Here is a 15,384-nt window from a genome sequence, read left to right as displayed (position 1 = left end):
TGTTATTACGCCTCCATTACTAATAATTGTGGGTCATTCAATAGACGTTTAATTTGGTTTAACGCTTTTTGAGCAGTTGCGCCGTCAATTAAACGATGGTCAAAGCTTAGAGATAATGCTAATACTGGAGCTGCAACGATCTCACCATTTTTCACAACTGGTTTTTCAGCGATACGGCCGATACCAAGGATTGCTACTTCTGGGTGATTGATAACTGGAGTGAACCATTGTCCACCTGCAGAACCAATGTTTGTAATTGTGCAAGAAGCACCTTTCATTTCAGTTGGAGCTAGACGACCTTCACGTGCTTTACCAGCAAGATCATTGATCTCGTTAGAAATAGTGAAGATAGACTTACGGTCTGTATCTTTAACAACTGGTACTAATAGACCTTTGTCTGTATCAGCTGCGATACCGATGTTGAAGTAATGTTTATGAACTACTTCTTGAGATGCATCGTCTAAAGAAGTGTTTAACATTGGGTATTCACGTAATGCAGATGTTAAAGCTTTAACAACGTATGGAAGGTAAGTTAATTTAATACCTTTGTCAGCTGCTACTGCTTTGAACTTCTTACGGTGAGCAACAAGCTCAGTTACATCAACTTCATCCATTAATGTTACGTGAGGAGCTGTGTGTTTAGAGTTAACCATTGCTTTCGCAATCGCTTTACGGATACCACTCATTTTCTCACGAGTTTCTGGATATTCACCAGCTGGAATTGGTTGTGCTTTTGGTGCTTCTTCTTTCGCTGCTGCTGGAGTAGCTTCTACTGCTGCTGGAGCCTCAGTTGCTGCTACAGTTTGTCCACCATTTGCAAATGCATCGATGTCAGCTTTTACGATACGGCCGTTCTTACCAGTACCAGCTACTTTATGAATGTCTACACCTTTTTCACGAGCGTATTTACGAACAGATGGCATAGCGATTACGCGCTCATTTACTACTTCTGCAGTTGCTGCTGGAGTAGCTTCCGCTGCTGGAGCTTCTACTGCTGCTTCTTCAGCTTTTGGAGCTTCATCATGATCGTCACCTTTAAATTTAAGGTTTTCGTATCCAGGAGCATCAAATTTAATTAATGTATCTCCTACGATTGCAACTGTTCCTTCTTCTACAAGTACTTCAAGTACTTTACCTTTAACAGGAGAAGGGATTTCTACTACTGCTTTATCATTTTGTACTTCAAGAAGTACATCGTCTTCATTTACTTCATCGCCTGGTTTAATAAACCATTTTACGATTTCACCTTCGTGGATACCTTCACCGATATCTGGTAGTTTAAATTCAAATGCCACGGAATTCAGCCCCCTGATTCATTTCATTATTATGGAATATGTACAAAAGAAACCAGCATGTGCTGATTTCTTTTGCACATGAAAAACTAAAAATTAGAAGTTCATTACTTTGTTTACAGCTTCAACAATATCCTTGTGGTTTGGTAACCATACGCTCTCTGCTTGAGAGAATGGGAATACTGTATCAGCAGCTGCAACACGTACAACTGGAGCTTCTAAGTTTAAGATTGCACGGTCGTTAATTTCCGCTACAACGTTAGCTGCAATACCAGCTTGTTTTTGAGCTTCTTGAACTACAACTACGCGACCTGTTTTTTCAACAGAAGCGATGATTGTTTCGATATCTAATGGTTGAACTGTACGTAAGTCAACAACCTCTAAAGAGATACCTTCTTTTTCAAGTTCTTCAGCAGCTTTTAATGCAGCGTGAACCATAGCACCGTAAGCGATAACAGATACATCTGTACCTTCACGTTTGATATCAGCTTTACCTAAATCAATTGTGTATTCGCCTTCTGGTACATCTTGACGGAATGAACGGTACAATTTCATATGCTCTAAGTAGATAACTGGATCGTTGTCACGAATCGCAGAGATTAAAAGACCTTTAGCATCGTATGGAGTAGATGGAATAACAACTTTTAGACCAGGTTGTTGAGCCACTAATCCTTCTAAGCTATCAGCATGTAGTTCAGGAGTATGAACACCACCACCGAATGGAGAACGAACTGTTACTGGAGCAGTCCAACGTCCACCAGAACGGTAACGCATACGAGCCAATTGACCAGAAATTGAATCCATTACTTCAAAAACGAAACCGAAGAATTGGATTTCTGGAACTGGACGGAATCCTTCAAGTGCAAGACCAACTGCAAGTCCACCAATACCAGACTCTGCAAGTGGAGTATCCATTACACGATCTTCACCAAATTCAGCTTGTAAACCTTCAGTAGCACGGAATACACCACCGTTTACACCAACGTCTTCACCAAATACAAGTACGTTAGGATCATTTTTCATTTCAACGCGTAAAGCATCAGTGATTGCTTGAATCATTGTCATTTGAGCCATGGCTTACTTCGACTCCTTTTCTTTGTAAATTTCATATTGTTCAGCTAAGTTGTAAGGCATTTTTTCGTACATGATTTCCATTAAATCAGTTACTTTTTGTTTTGGAGCTTGGTCAGCCTTAGCAATTGCTTGTTTGATATCTTCTTTTGCTTCTTCGATTACTGTCTCTTCAACTTCTTGAGACCATAGGCCTTTAGCTTCTAAGAACTTACGGAAGCGTACGATTGGGTCTTTTTGTTCCCATTCGTTTTCGATATCTTTTGTACGGTAACGAGTTGGGTCATCACCAGCCATTGTATGTGGACCGTAACGGAATGTTAAAGTCTCGATTAAAGTAGGGCCTTCGCCATTTACTGCGCGCTCACGAGCGAAAGCAGTTGCTGCGTATACAGCTAATGGATCCATACCGTCTACTTGAATTCCGTAAATACCTGCTGCTACTGCTTTTTGTGCTACAGTTTTAGCTGCAGATTGCTTTTCTACTGGAGTAGAAATTGCATAACGGTTGTTTTGAACAACGAAGATTGCTGGAGCTTTGAATGCACCTGCAAAGTTCATACCTTCGTAGAAGTCACCTTGTGAAGCACCACCGTCACCAGTGTAAGTAATTGCAACAGATTTTTTACCACGTAGTTTCATACCTAACGCAACACCAGCAGTTTGGATGATTTGCGCACCGATAATGATTTGTGGAGCTAATGCATTTACATTCTCAGGCATTTGGTTACCCATAAAGTGTCCACGAGAGAATAAGAATGCTTGGTATAATGGTAATCCGTGCCATACTAATTGTGGTACATCACGGTACCCTGGTAAGATGAAGTCTTCTGCTTCAAGTGCGAAATGACTCGCTAATTGAGAAGCTTCTTGTCCAGCTGTAGGTGCGTAGAAACCTAAACGTCCTTGACGGTTTAAAGAAATAGAACGTTGATCTAATACGCGTGTATACACCATACGACGCATTAATTCTTTTAATTGATCATCAGATAATTCAGGCATAGCTGCTTCATTCACAACTTCACCGTTTTCATTTAAAATTTGTAATGTTTCAAATTGAGCTGCGATAGCTTTCATTTGCTCATCAACATTAAATAGGGTCTTTTTTGTTTTAGTACCCATTCCGTTCACCTCTTCCTCTCTTGAACCATATTCTGAAACGCTTTCACTGGCTATTTTCCAGTTTAAAAAGCGCAACGATGTAAACCAACATGTTTGTCTGTCGGTTGAGAATAATTTTGTGTACCTAACAATCTGTACTAATGTTTTTTCAGAAACATATTAATACAATCTTGATCACGTTTTTTAGTTTACAACTATTCTAATTACGATGTCAATTACTTTGAATACGTTTTTTTATAAATAATATGCAGGTTTCTACTACACAAACGTGTTTTTATTTTTTACATCTGTATTAGTAAGCATTGACCTACTGTTATATTATTCCCTTTTTCACTTATTTTTTCTCTTAGAATAATATGTAAACGATTTAATTCTCTTTAGTTTTTCTCTCTTCGTAACAAAAATATACAAACTACTCTTCCTTTTTTAGGTAAATACCTATACATTTCCACCCCCTCTTCCATACATTATAGTAACCGCAGTATTAGCGGGAAATGATAAAGGAGGTCATCTCATGTACGGATACTCATATTGCTATCCAACTTGTTCATATCCTTCCTACGGTTATGGCGGTTCTTGTGGCGGGTCTGGACGCGGCTTCGCCTTAATCGTTGTGTTGTTTATTCTTTTAATTATCGTTGGTGCTGCTTGCATTCGCTAATGTAAAACGAAACAACTATGGAAAGAAAAAGACGGCTTTGCCGTCTTTTTCTGTTTATCACATACATAACTACTCTATAATAGAACGATTTCCAAAATGCCTACCCTTTCTTGCCGATGACTTTTTCCCTCTCCTTTGGTAGACTAAAGAGGAAAGGAGAGATTACATATGCTTACAATGAAAGATGTTATTCGCGAAGGAGATCCTATTTTGCGCGACGTTGCAGAAGAGGTGTCATTACCGGCAAGCGAAGAAGATACAACTACCTTAAAAGAAATGATTGAATTCGTAATAAATAGCCAAGATCCTGAAATGGCTGAAAAATATAGTTTACGCCCTGGAATCGGATTAGCGGCTCCGCAAATCGGTGTTTCCAAAAAAATGATTGCAGTTCATGTAACCGATGCGGATGGTACATTATATAGCCATGCATTATTCAATCCAAAAATCATTAGCCATTCTGTTGAACGTACATATTTACAGGGTGGTGAAGGCTGTCTATCTGTAGACCGCGAAGTACCTGGTTATGTTCCTCGTTATACAAGAATTACAGTAAAAGCAACTTCTATTAACGGCGAAGAAGTAAAATTGCGTTTAAAAGGTTTACCAGCAATCGTATTCCAACACGAGATTGACCATTTAAATGGCGTTATGTTCTATGACCATATCAATAAAGAAAATCCTTTTGCCGCTCCTGATGATTCCAAACCTCTAGAGCGATAATAATAAAGAGGCGGAAGATTAACTTCCGCCTCTTTATTATGAAATGGGTTCCATATTCACTTATAGCAATCCAGCCCACTTTAGTCCATGATATATACCGTCTTCACTAACATCCTTTGTCACATGATTTGCAAGTTTTTTCAAGTCTTCATGGCCATTTCCCATCACAATACCTGTGCCAACGGCTTCAATCATTTCTAAATCATTTAAACCATCTCCAAATGCATACACTTGATCACGATTAAAACCTAACTTTTCAATGTATTTCTCAATTCCTTTTGCCTTAGAACCACCATTCGGAATGATATCCATTGAATATGCATGCCAACGAATAAAATGAAAATCTGGATAATGATTAATAAACTTTTCCTCTTCATTTACTTCACAAAAAAGTAGTGTTTGATAAATATTACGTTCCTCATAAAAATTAGGCTCATATGCTGGATGCTCAAAGTTTAAGCTTCCAAAGCCTTCTTTCACATAATCATGATATTCCACTGATGCTCTCATATCTTGATGGTCAAGATATACAAGTGGATATCCTTCTTGTTTTGCAAACTGAGTAAACTTATGTAAAGCATCTGGATGTAACGGATTATTAAATATTACCTCATCTTCAAAGACAACGTATTGTCCATTAAAACTAACATAATTATGTATATCAAGTTCCTTACGAATATCTTCGAACATAAATGGCGCGCGCCCTGTCGCAATTGCTACATGTACACCTTTTTCTTGTAACTGTTTTACTGCATCTCGTGTAGATTGTGGAATTTTTTTATCATGATCTAATAATGTTCCATCAATATCAAAAAAGACAATTTTATCATTCATTTGTCAAAATCCTTTCTGGCACTCTATATTCCTATTTTGAATATCACTTTTCAAATTCTAAAAAAAAGTATAACATATTAAACATCTGTGAAGAAAGCGTTCCCTTTCTGACCTTATTTGTAAACTTTGCATATATATATTAGTAAAACATGTGGATACTTGTTCAGATGAATTTTCTTTTCCATTCTTCCTCATACTATACCTATAACTAACGGCTACTAATCGTTACTATAGAATAACTTTCACTGTATGGGAAAGGACAAGACTCACCATTCACTTTTGTCCTATCTCTTATATCAGAGATAGAATTCTCACTAGTAATATGCATGTTTAAAATAAGGAAAGGAAGGAGTAATCATGCTGAAGAAGCTGAAGAAAAAGCTCAAGCGTTATTTAAACGGTCTAGTCCGTAAAAAGACAATCGCTTAAATTGTGCCCATTTCGGGCTTTTTCTTCATTCTCATTCGAAAAAACATGAAAATCGTGACTGTTTGCTTTATAATAAGTAACAGATAATGCAAAACATAGACAAGGAGAGGTTTTCCAAATGATTTTTAAAGTATTTTATCAAGAAAAATTAACTGAGGTTCCAGTACGTGAAAATACAAAAGTTTTATATTTAGAGGCTACGTCTGAAAAGGATGTTCGTACAAAATTAAATAAGTTCGCATATAATATCGAGTTTGTTCAGTCTGTTACTGGCGCTCATCTTGAATATGAAAAAGAAAACGCTGATTTAACATTAGCGGAAATCGTATAGCGATATGAAATTTCTAAAAAACGACCAAGTTGCTGTATTTGCTCTCGGTGGGCTTGGTGAAATCGGTAAAAATACATACGCTGTTCAATTTCAAGATGAAATTATTATAATTGATGCTGGAATTAAATTTCCAGAGGACGAACTTCTCGGAATCGATTATGTAATACCAGACTACACTTATTTTGTGCGAAACGAAGATAAAATTAAAGGGTTATTCATTACACATGGTCACGAAGATCATATCGGCGGAATCCCTTACCTATTACGTCAAGTGAACATCCCGATTTACGGCGGAAAATTAGCAATTGCACTCATCAAAAACAAATTGGAAGAACACGGCTTACTTCGTAAAGCAAAACTTTACGAAATTCAAGAAGATGACGTTATTAAATTCAAAAAAACGTCTGTATCCTTCTTCCGTACAACTCACAGTATTCCAGATTCGTACGGCGTTGTTGTGAAAACACCTCAAGGTCAAGTTGTTCATACAGGTGATTTCAAATTTGATTTCACACCAGTTGGTGAACCAGCTGATTTAACAAAAATGGCTGAAATCGGTAAAGATGGCGTGCTATGTCTATTATCTGATAGTACGAACAGTGAAGTTCCAAACTTTACTATGTCTGAGCGTCGCGTTGGTGATAGCATTCAAGACATTTTCCGTAAAGTAGACGGACGGATTATATTCGCAACCTTTGCATCAAATATTCACCGCTTACAACAAGTTATTGAAGCTGCTGTTGAAAACAACCGTAAAGTAGCTGTGTTTGGTCGAAGTATGGAAGCAGCGATTGAAATCGGACAAAACCTTGGTTATATTCGTTGCCCGAAAGATACATTCATAGATGCATCTCAACTAAACCGCTTACCAGCTAATAAAGTTGTTATTTTATGTACAGGTAGTCAAGGTGAACCGATGGCAGCACTTTCACGTATTGCAAACGGTACACACCGCCAAATTCAAATTATTCCTGGAGATACAGTTGTTTTCTCTTCTTCACCAATTCCAGGAAATACAATTAGCGTAAGTCGTACAATTAACATGTTGTACCGCGCTGGCGCTGATGTAATTCACGGGAAACTTTCAAATATCCATACAAGTGGACACGGTGGACAAGAAGAACAAAAGTTAATGTTACGTCTAATTAAACCGAAGTACTTCATGCCAATTCATGGTGAATATCGTATGCAGCGTATGCACATGAACATAGCAAATGATTGTGGTATCCCTGAAGAAAATTGCTTCATTATGGATAATGGCGATGTTCTTGCTTTACGTTCTGATGAAGCTAGCGTAGCTGGAAAAATCCCATCTGGTTCGGTCTACATTGATGGAAACGGTATTGGGGATATCGGCAATATCGTATTACGAGATCGTCGTATCCTTTCTGAAGAAGGACTTGTAATTGTAGTTGTAAGCATTGATATGAAAGAATTTAAAGTTGCAGCAGGACCTGATATCATCTCACGCGGTTTCGTTTACATGCGTGAAAGCAGCGATTTAATCAATGATGCACAAACATTAATTACAACTCATTTAGAAAAAGTAATGGAGCGTAAAACAACACAATGGTCTGAAATTAAAAATGAAATTACAGACACATTAGCTCCATTCCTATATGAGAAAACGAAACGCCGTCCAATGATTTTACCAATCATTATGGAAATATAAGAAAAAGGACAATGCTATGAAGGCATTGTCCTTTTCTCTTATCTTAAAAAGTGTTTAAATCGATCCACTTCATCGTCATGACCAATGACAATTAATATATCTCCTGCTTGAATATTCTCCGTAGCCCGAGGGGATACGATAACTTCTTTACCTCGTTTAATTGCTACAATATTCAATCCAAACTTCGCACGAATATCTAATTCAATTAAAGAGTGCCCATCAATTTTTTTATTCGCAATAATCTCTACAATACTATGCTCATCTGAAAGCTCAAGGTAGTCTAACACATTGCTTGATGCAATATTATTAGCAATCCTTTTTCCCATATCACGTTCTGGATGCACAATATGATCTGCACCTATTTTACTTAACACTTTTTCATGATAATCATTTTGAGCTTTTACAGTAATATTTTTTACACCCAATTCTTTCAAAATCAAAGTAGTTAGAATACTTGAATTTAAATTATCTCCAATAGCAACGACTACGTGATCAAAATTTCGAATACCAAGGCTTTTTAATACCATCTCATCTGTTGAATCTGCAATTACAGCATGCGAAGCTATATTTGCAAATTCATTAATTTTATCCTCATCTGAGTCGATTGCCATTACTTCCATACCTAATTGAGCTAGTTCTCGGCAAATACTTCCACCAAAGCGACCAAGTCCAATGACAGCAAATTCTTTTTCTTTCTCACCCACAGGAATTCCTCCAATAACTTCAAGTACTATTTATTTTCAGTGTAACACACTTTATATGCGTCACAAAAACTGTAATTAGCTCTTATTTTTGTTTTTGTATATAAAAATATTGTTGCAAGTAAAAAGCGATACCAACAAGTAACATAGCAAATACAAATATATTTCCAAACGAACTAAATGTTTCAAAAACGAATAATAATGTTTCTTGACCAAAAAAGGCAAATAGAAGCTGTATGAATGCAAATAACAACGCCCATATGTAATGATGTTGATGGAATAAATAATGCGTTGCACCTAAAAAAGCAATAAACGAAAAGATAAAGATCCACCAATTTTCTAAAAATAGTTGCCAACTAGAAAATTGATATCCATTTACTAATATCGCAATAAGCGCGATAACTGCCATCGTCGGCACACTCCAAAATAATGCCCGTCCTCTAAAGAAACGAGTGCCTTTAACATCACCTTTTTCATGTGCAATATATGTTAGTACTACTGTGCTTATATACAAAACAGAAAGAATTGTTAAAACGATAATAAGCCAAAAATGTAATTGATAATATTCATGTTCTATATTTGTCACGATTGCAGCTAACATGCATGGAATTAACATTCCCGTCCAACCATCTACTTTTCTTTCATTCCAAAAGACCGTATTACCAATCCTTATTCCTAACAACATAAAAATAATGATACCTAATACAAATAACGTAGTTTTATTCCCTACTAAACTCGTTGAGAAAGCAATTAATCCAATAAATAAAAAGAGCACAAACCCATTCATAATTTCTAGTACAGGTGATAAATATCTCTTCACCCATTTGTATGTTTCGTCATATTCATTATTATCGACTAAACGATAGGCATAAAAACTTATCCCAAAATAAACCGCCGCAATAATAACATACGCATATAAGACGAAACATAAAATCGCACTGCTAATTTGCACGTAATTCCCCACCCTTTTTTCTATGTTTCACATTGATTTTACACACTTTTCATACTAAAAGTAAACATATATAAGTTAGTCAAATAATTAATAATGAGCAGTGGCTAAAAACCCCCTGCTCATTATTAAAACAGTCCAATTAACTTTATTCTTTCATTTGTATGTAAATGTCTAAAATCACTCTATACGAGCGTTACTTACACCTCATAACAAAAAGTTTTTTGGAACCTTCAATAAAGCGGAAGTTTTATTTTCTATTCCCTTTCCACTTTACATATTGGCTTAAAAATGTAATTGCCTTTTCAATCACTTCTTCGTCTGGTTTTAATTTTGCATGATGTAAACCATATTCTGAATTTACTCCAAGCCAAAACATAAATCCAGGGATTTCTCGAAGCATATAACCAAAATCTTCACCTGTCATTGCCTCAGTACATGTAATAACATTCATATCTGTTTGTTTATGTACAAATTGCATAAACTCTCTTGTTAACTCTTCATGGTTATATACTTGATGATACATTGCTCCGTAATCTATAATCGCCTCACACTGGAAAGAAGCTTCGATACCTGCAACAATTGCCTCAATTCTGCTTTTCACACGCTTCATTGATTCCACTGATAATGTTCGAATCGTTCCTTCTAAACGAGATTTTTCTGCAATAATATTTTGAACCGTACCACCTGTAATTTTCCCGATTGTAATTACTGCACTATCAAGAGGATTTACATTGCGACTAATAACGGATTGAAGCTGTGTAACAAGATGGCTCGCTGCAACAATCATATCATTTGCAGTATGCGGATAGGCAGCATGGCCACCTTTCCCTTTTAAATCAATATATAATTCTGAAGTATTAGCAAATAACAGTCCTTCTTTCGTTGCAATTGTCCCTACAGCGTATTCTGGTGCAATATGAAGACCAAGAATTATATTTGGTTTCCATTCTTTTAACTCTTCACTTTCTAACATAGGAAGAGCACCGCCTGGTCCTTCTTCTGCTGGCTGGAATAGAAATACAAGGTCATCATCTATTCTTTCGCTCACAGCTTTCGTTAGAAGGCCTAAACCGATTGTTGTATGTACATCGTGGCCACATGCATGCATCATTCCTTCATGAATAGAAGCAAACTCATATCCAGTTTCCTCTGTAATTGGCAGACCATCTATATCTGCACGATAACCTATTATTTTTTCTGGATTTTTTCCATTTACTTTAACGATTACACCCGTTTTCCATGTCTTCACTTCCACAAATTCATGAGAAAGTGTTCCTATATAATCTAAAATATACTGTTGTGTTTTCCATTCCTTAAATCCGATTTCTGGAATTCTATGTAGATCTCTACGAATTTGGACAAATTTGCTTACTGTCATTTTTGCACCTCTATCTATAAAAAGCGTAAGAGCCCATTTACGCTCTTACGCTTTTTTACTTTTTATTTCTCTGGGTTTAATTGACGAAGCTCTTGTTTAATTTCTGTTTTTGCTTTTGTCTTCTCATCAATTTCTTTAATTACACGTGCTGGAGTACCTGCAACAACTGTGTATGGAGGCACATCTTCTGTTACAACAGCTCCTGCTGCTACAACTGCACCTTTACCTACTGTAACACCCTCTAAAACAACTACGTTTGCACCGATTACTACATCATCTTCAACGATAACTGGTTTTGCAGAAGGTGGCTCAATAACACCTGCAAGTACAGCACCTGCACCTACGTGACAGTTTTTACCGACTGTTGCACGTCCACCAAGTACTGCGTTCATGTCGATCATAGAACCTTCACCAATTACAGCACCAATGTTAATTGTTGCATTCATCATAATTACAGCGTTGTCACCAATTTCAACATGGTCACGAATAATAGCACCTGGCTCGATGCGAGCTTTAATACCTTTTAAATCAAGCATTGGAATTGCAGAATTACGACGATCGTTTTCTACAACGTAGTCAACGATGTGCTTATTATTCTCATCAAGAATTGTCTTAATTTCAGACCATTCTCCGAATAATACACCTGATTTTTTATTCACAAATGCTTGTACTGTTTCAGGGAATGTTACTTCTTTTAAATCCCCTTTTATGTATACCTTTACAGGAGTTTTCTTTTCACTTTTTTGAATAAACGAAATAATTTCGTTAGCGTCCATCATTTTCATTCTTGTTGCCTCCTAAATCCATTTATAATGTTACTCTACCAAACGAAAGAGCGAGTAGCAAGATAATAATCTTATTTTTCCCTTTGAATTTCTTCTATAATTTCTAAAAATGCTTGTACTTGCTTCAACTGCCTTGCCGAGTCACTTGTTAACAACCATGTTTCTCTCGTCAGTTGAACAGGTGTTTTATACATATTTTCCTGTACTTCCTTTAAAACAGTAGAAGGTAAAAGGGCGTAACCTATACCATTTAAAACAAGTTGTTTGCATGTTTCAATTTGGTCAACTACAATCGTTCGCTTAGGCGGATTAGAAAATAAACCATACCACCAATTTTGTATTTGTCCATAATAAGTTGAGTCACTTTTAAATTGAATGAACGGTCTATTTGTTTCTTTTAGCATCGAAATATCTTTTATTTCTTTATCAACTAAATACAGTTCATCTTCAAATAATTGTTGCTTTTGACCTTTATATTCTTGTGTTCCCCTCAGTATAGCAACATGAACGTCTCCTTCATAAAACTGCTTTTGCACTTCACTACTCCATCCAGTAAACAGCGATATCTTTACAGAAGGATATTTATGCACAAACTTTTTCAAAACAGGAGGGAGCCAATATTGACCAATAACTGATGCAACAGCTATTTTTAAAGTTCCATGAGTTTCCGTTCTAAAAACAGCTAGCTCACTTTTTATATCCTCTTCCTTTTGCAACATTTCTTTGGCATAATTTGCAACTTTTTCCCCTTCAGGTGTAATTGTCAATCCTTTTTGTGAGCGAATAAAAAACTTCATTCCCCATTGTTTCTCCATAGATTGTAATCGTTGACTCAGCGCAGGTTGTGAAACAAATAAACGTTCCGCCGCTTTTCTCATATTTGATTCCTGAGCTAACACAACCATCATTTGAAAATCATCAATTTGCAACTTTCTCCCTCTTTCCTTAGCTTCCATACACCTTATTCCATTAAGCTTTCATTCAGAAAATACAATTTTTCAGCGCAAACTTCCCTTATGTTTTATGTCTTTTTTAATATAATACATACACAAGTGATATGCACGAAAAAAAAGTGACTTCTTCGTTTCTATGAAGTCACTTTTCTCACGTTATCGATTATGTTGCCTTACTTTCTTATTCAACAATTTTAAAATAGCCCGACGTGTTAAAATCCCCTCAAAATAGCCTTCTTCATTAACAGCGCAAATAAAAGGATGATCAATTGTCATTTCTAAAGCTTTTGCAAATGAATCTTCTAATTTAAGAAAAGGTATATCTTCCTTCATCACCTGCTCTACTTTCATATCATCAAGTCTTTCAAACTCAATACGCTCTAATCCTAACATACCATCTAATATCATGGCCGTACTAATCAAACCATGTAATTTATACATTGGATCTAAGACAGGTATCGCCGAATATCCAGATTTCACAAGAACGAGTAAAGCATGTTCTAAACCATTTCCAATTTGGACATGAGCTACTTTTTCCGATGAAATCATTAAATCCTTCACAAGAATTTGTTGAAATTCGTCTTTCGGAATACTAATCATATTACATCCCCCATTTTCCCTTTTTCCTGCTTATGTTCATAACTCTATTCACATTTTATGACAGCGTTTTCATATTATTATTTTGTCCTAAATTTATTTCAATAAAAATACAATCACACAGCTATTTTAGCATACAGCACAAAAAAAAGACTACCATTCCGGTAGCGCTTAATACCCTTTATTTTTTAATCTGTAAAATAACCTTGTGATTTTTTTATATTGCATCACATCTGTCTGTTTCAAACCATTCTCAATGTCCGTAAGTTCCACAGCTAAAATTTCACTTGCATAATTTTGCTGAAATAAAATATCTAGTAGTAAACTTTCTTCTTCCTTCGTTAAAACAACTTCCCTTTGCATATACCCCTCTCCTTACACTCGCATCGTTACTCACTCTTATTATATAAAAAATTTAACCTATTTAATAGATGTAATATTCAGTTTTTACCAAAAGATATGTAGCAATTATAAACATACAAAAAATCATTTCGTATATCGATTTGCATAACTAAACGCCGCATAAGCATCCGGCTTAATTTTTGCAGTTAATCCCATCGCTCGAATTTTTTCTGTCATATCTAAAATAAATTCTCTTGTTAAACCATCATTCCCAATGTCTAAATGAATTTCCATTATGAATCCAGCCCCATCTTGAGCATAAGGATGCAATAACTCCCATATTGTTTGTATATGAGTAGGCGTAAATAGACATGCGATTTCTTGACTAAACTGCGTTTCTAAATATATTTTCTCACGTAAGGTCGCTGGCTTATCTTTTACTGATCTATGGTGTAAACAACCCCAGGCACCTTTTCCAACACGATGAATATGGATTGCTGTAATAAACCTCGTATCCTTTTGATGCGCTTGCGAGTCTGTCCCAATGGATAATCGATACAAATTTCGCGGATCCTTTTCAATGAAACTACAAATACGGTTAAAGACCATATCAAAATTTAAATGTCTCTCTGAAACATTGTAAAATTTATGTGCACCGTCCACAGAGTCACGTCCTTTCAATTAGACAGACTTTTCGTATTCTCATTGTATGGGACAAAAACTAAAATTATAACTTCCTATCCTTTATTCGTTTCAATATTTCGAATTACAAAGTGACAAACTTGACACGTATAAATTACATTTTGATTAGATTGAGCCGTTAATACATGAATAATCTCAGCAGAACTTTGACAATTAGGACAAATCACAACTGGTAAACGTTCCATACGATAACCTCCTAGTTATATTTCTCCCGCTATTTGCAGAACCCAGCAATTGTGAGAAGTTTAGCTTCACATATTCACCCGGTTGACGGGACTACTTATCCACATGGATAAGCAAACTTGCACGGATTAAATTTTCATTTTAATACCATTGTAGGAAAAATAAAAAACTTCTATACATTACGCTGGAAAGTAATAGAACTAAAAAAGGTACTGCCATATGGCAGTACCTTTTTTATATGTATCAAGAAATGATATCGTAAATCTCAATTGCAACCATGTCGATATTATCGAATTGGTACACTTGAGGTTTTTCACCTTGTTGATACACTTCTAACTCATACATTTCACTTTTATCGAAAAATTTCACGCTACATTTGCGCTCACCGTTCACTTCAAAATAGCGTTGTGCTACTTCACCGCTTTCAGCTTGTTCTTGTAGACTAACAAGTCGAGTTAAAATTCCTTGGAGTAGAGACATGAAATCTCTCCTTTCTCTGATCTTCCTACCAATAGGTTTTACAGCTATACTCATTCTATCCGTCATAACAGAAAAAATGTTCCACACTCTAGGATAAAGGTTATTAGCCAGAAACTCAACTAAAATTTGTCGAAATGCGAAGGAAAAAACAGAAAGAACATATTTCCTCTTCTTTA

General features: G+C 36.0%; 18 protein-coding genes. 4 read left to right on the top strand and 14 right to left on the bottom strand.

The window, feature by feature from the left end; all coding sequences use genetic code 11:
* Positions 1 to 5: 5 nt before the first annotated feature.
* The 3 genes from pdhC to pdhA form a co-directional block, all read right to left on the bottom strand.
* On the bottom strand, positions 6 to 1,295 hold the full coding sequence (gene pdhC, locus AC1Q8L_RS12700; RefSeq protein ID WP_000863420.1) for a pyruvate dehydrogenase complex dihydrolipoyllysine-residue acetyltransferase: 1,290 nt from the start codon (positions 1,293 to 1,295) through the stop codon (positions 6 to 8).
* 93 nt (positions 1,296 to 1,388) lie between these two features.
* Entirely contained in the window at positions 1,389 to 2,366 is a 978-nt protein-coding gene (gene pdhB / locus AC1Q8L_RS12695) for a pyruvate dehydrogenase complex E1 component subunit beta (RefSeq protein WP_000068163.1), read from the bottom strand.
* Between the two features lie 3 nt (positions 2,367 to 2,369).
* Positions 2,370 to 3,485 (bottom strand): pyruvate dehydrogenase E1 component subunit alpha, encoded by a 1,116-nt coding sequence (pdhA, locus tag AC1Q8L_RS12690; RefSeq protein WP_000536895.1) that lies wholly within the window; start codon positions 3,483 to 3,485, stop codon positions 2,370 to 2,372.
* 514 nt (positions 3,486 to 3,999) lie between these two features.
* Here pdhA and AC1Q8L_RS12685 point away from each other — a divergent pair.
* Both AC1Q8L_RS12685 and def read left to right on the top strand, forming a co-directional pair.
* Positions 4,000 to 4,146, top strand: a complete 147-nt coding sequence (locus AC1Q8L_RS12685) for a YjcZ family sporulation protein (RefSeq protein WP_000274562.1) — start codon at positions 4,000 to 4,002, stop codon at positions 4,144 to 4,146.
* Positions 4,147 to 4,314: 168 nt separating this feature from the next.
* Complete coding sequence (gene def, locus AC1Q8L_RS12680; RefSeq protein ID WP_000957039.1) at positions 4,315 to 4,869, top strand: peptide deformylase; 555 nt, start codon at positions 4,315 to 4,317, stop codon at positions 4,867 to 4,869.
* A gap of 60 nt (positions 4,870 to 4,929) precedes the next feature.
* On the opposite strand, the gene AC1Q8L_RS12675 is transcribed toward def, so the two are convergent.
* Positions 4,930 to 5,703: a Cof-type HAD-IIB family hydrolase gene (locus AC1Q8L_RS12675; RefSeq protein ID WP_000998269.1), complete on the bottom strand. Its 774-nt coding sequence runs from the start codon at positions 5,701 to 5,703 to the stop codon at positions 4,930 to 4,932.
* A 547-nt stretch (positions 5,704 to 6,250) separates the two neighbouring features.
* Between AC1Q8L_RS12675 and AC1Q8L_RS12670 the strand changes: the two genes are divergently transcribed.
* Positions 6,251 to 6,463 (top strand): DNA-dependent RNA polymerase subunit epsilon, encoded by a 213-nt coding sequence (locus AC1Q8L_RS12670; protein ID WP_000576435.1) that lies wholly within the window; start codon positions 6,251 to 6,253, stop codon positions 6,461 to 6,463.
* Between the two features lie 4 nt (positions 6,464 to 6,467).
* Positions 6,468 to 8,135, top strand: a complete 1,668-nt coding sequence (gene rnjA, locus AC1Q8L_RS12665) for a ribonuclease J1 (RefSeq protein WP_000670375.1) — start codon at positions 6,468 to 6,470, stop codon at positions 8,133 to 8,135.
* A 38-nt stretch (positions 8,136 to 8,173) separates the two neighbouring features.
* On the opposite strand, the gene AC1Q8L_RS12660 is transcribed toward rnjA, so the two are convergent.
* The 10 genes from AC1Q8L_RS12660 to AC1Q8L_RS12615 all read right to left on the bottom strand — a co-directional run bounded on the left by AC1Q8L_RS12660 (position 8,174) and on the right by AC1Q8L_RS12615 (position 15,208).
* Positions 8,174 to 8,839: a potassium channel family protein gene (locus AC1Q8L_RS12660; protein WP_000504032.1), complete on the bottom strand. Its 666-nt coding sequence runs from the start codon at positions 8,837 to 8,839 to the stop codon at positions 8,174 to 8,176.
* Positions 8,840 to 8,921: 82 nt separating this feature from the next.
* Positions 8,922 to 9,788, bottom strand: coding sequence for a hypothetical protein (locus tag AC1Q8L_RS12655; RefSeq protein ID WP_001167322.1), 867 nt, complete (start codon positions 9,786 to 9,788; stop codon positions 8,922 to 8,924).
* Between the two features lie 247 nt (positions 9,789 to 10,035).
* Positions 10,036 to 11,166 (bottom strand): N-acetyldiaminopimelate deacetylase, encoded by a 1,131-nt coding sequence (locus AC1Q8L_RS12650; protein WP_000218671.1) that lies wholly within the window; start codon positions 11,164 to 11,166, stop codon positions 10,036 to 10,038.
* A 62-nt stretch (positions 11,167 to 11,228) separates the two neighbouring features.
* Positions 11,229 to 11,951, bottom strand: a complete 723-nt coding sequence (gene dapD, locus AC1Q8L_RS12645; protein ID WP_000783241.1) for a 2,3,4,5-tetrahydropyridine-2,6-dicarboxylate N-acetyltransferase — start codon at positions 11,949 to 11,951, stop codon at positions 11,229 to 11,231.
* A gap of 71 nt (positions 11,952 to 12,022) precedes the next feature.
* On the bottom strand, positions 12,023 to 12,907 hold the full coding sequence (gene ccpC / locus AC1Q8L_RS12640) for a transcriptional regulator CcpC (RefSeq protein WP_002094125.1): 885 nt from the start codon (positions 12,905 to 12,907) through the stop codon (positions 12,023 to 12,025).
* A 153-nt stretch (positions 12,908 to 13,060) separates the two neighbouring features.
* Positions 13,061 to 13,504, bottom strand: coding sequence for a cyclic-di-AMP-binding protein CbpB (cbpB, locus tag AC1Q8L_RS12635; protein ID WP_000623573.1), 444 nt, complete (start codon positions 13,502 to 13,504; stop codon positions 13,061 to 13,063).
* A gap of 168 nt (positions 13,505 to 13,672) precedes the next feature.
* Entirely contained in the window at positions 13,673 to 13,864 is a 192-nt protein-coding gene (abbA, locus tag AC1Q8L_RS12630) for an antirepressor AbbA (RefSeq protein ID WP_001188692.1), read from the bottom strand.
* 123 nt (positions 13,865 to 13,987) lie between these two features.
* Positions 13,988 to 14,506 carry a ribonuclease H-like YkuK family protein gene (locus tag AC1Q8L_RS12625; protein ID WP_000348490.1) on the bottom strand — a complete coding sequence of 173 codons (519 nt, stop codon included), beginning with the start codon at positions 14,504 to 14,506 and terminating at the stop codon, positions 13,988 to 13,990.
* 74 nt (positions 14,507 to 14,580) lie between these two features.
* On the bottom strand, positions 14,581 to 14,730 hold the full coding sequence (locus AC1Q8L_RS12620; RefSeq protein WP_000440540.1) for a hypothetical protein: 150 nt from the start codon (positions 14,728 to 14,730) through the stop codon (positions 14,581 to 14,583).
* Between the two features lie 241 nt (positions 14,731 to 14,971).
* On the bottom strand, positions 14,972 to 15,208 hold the full coding sequence (locus AC1Q8L_RS12615) for a YkuJ family protein (RefSeq protein WP_000055151.1): 237 nt from the start codon (positions 15,206 to 15,208) through the stop codon (positions 14,972 to 14,974).
* Positions 15,209 to 15,384 lie beyond the last annotated feature (176 nt).

This window comes from Bacillus sp. GW823-FHT06A11 (assembly GCF_058795355.1).
This window is presented reverse-complemented; position numbering and strand designations above follow the sequence as displayed.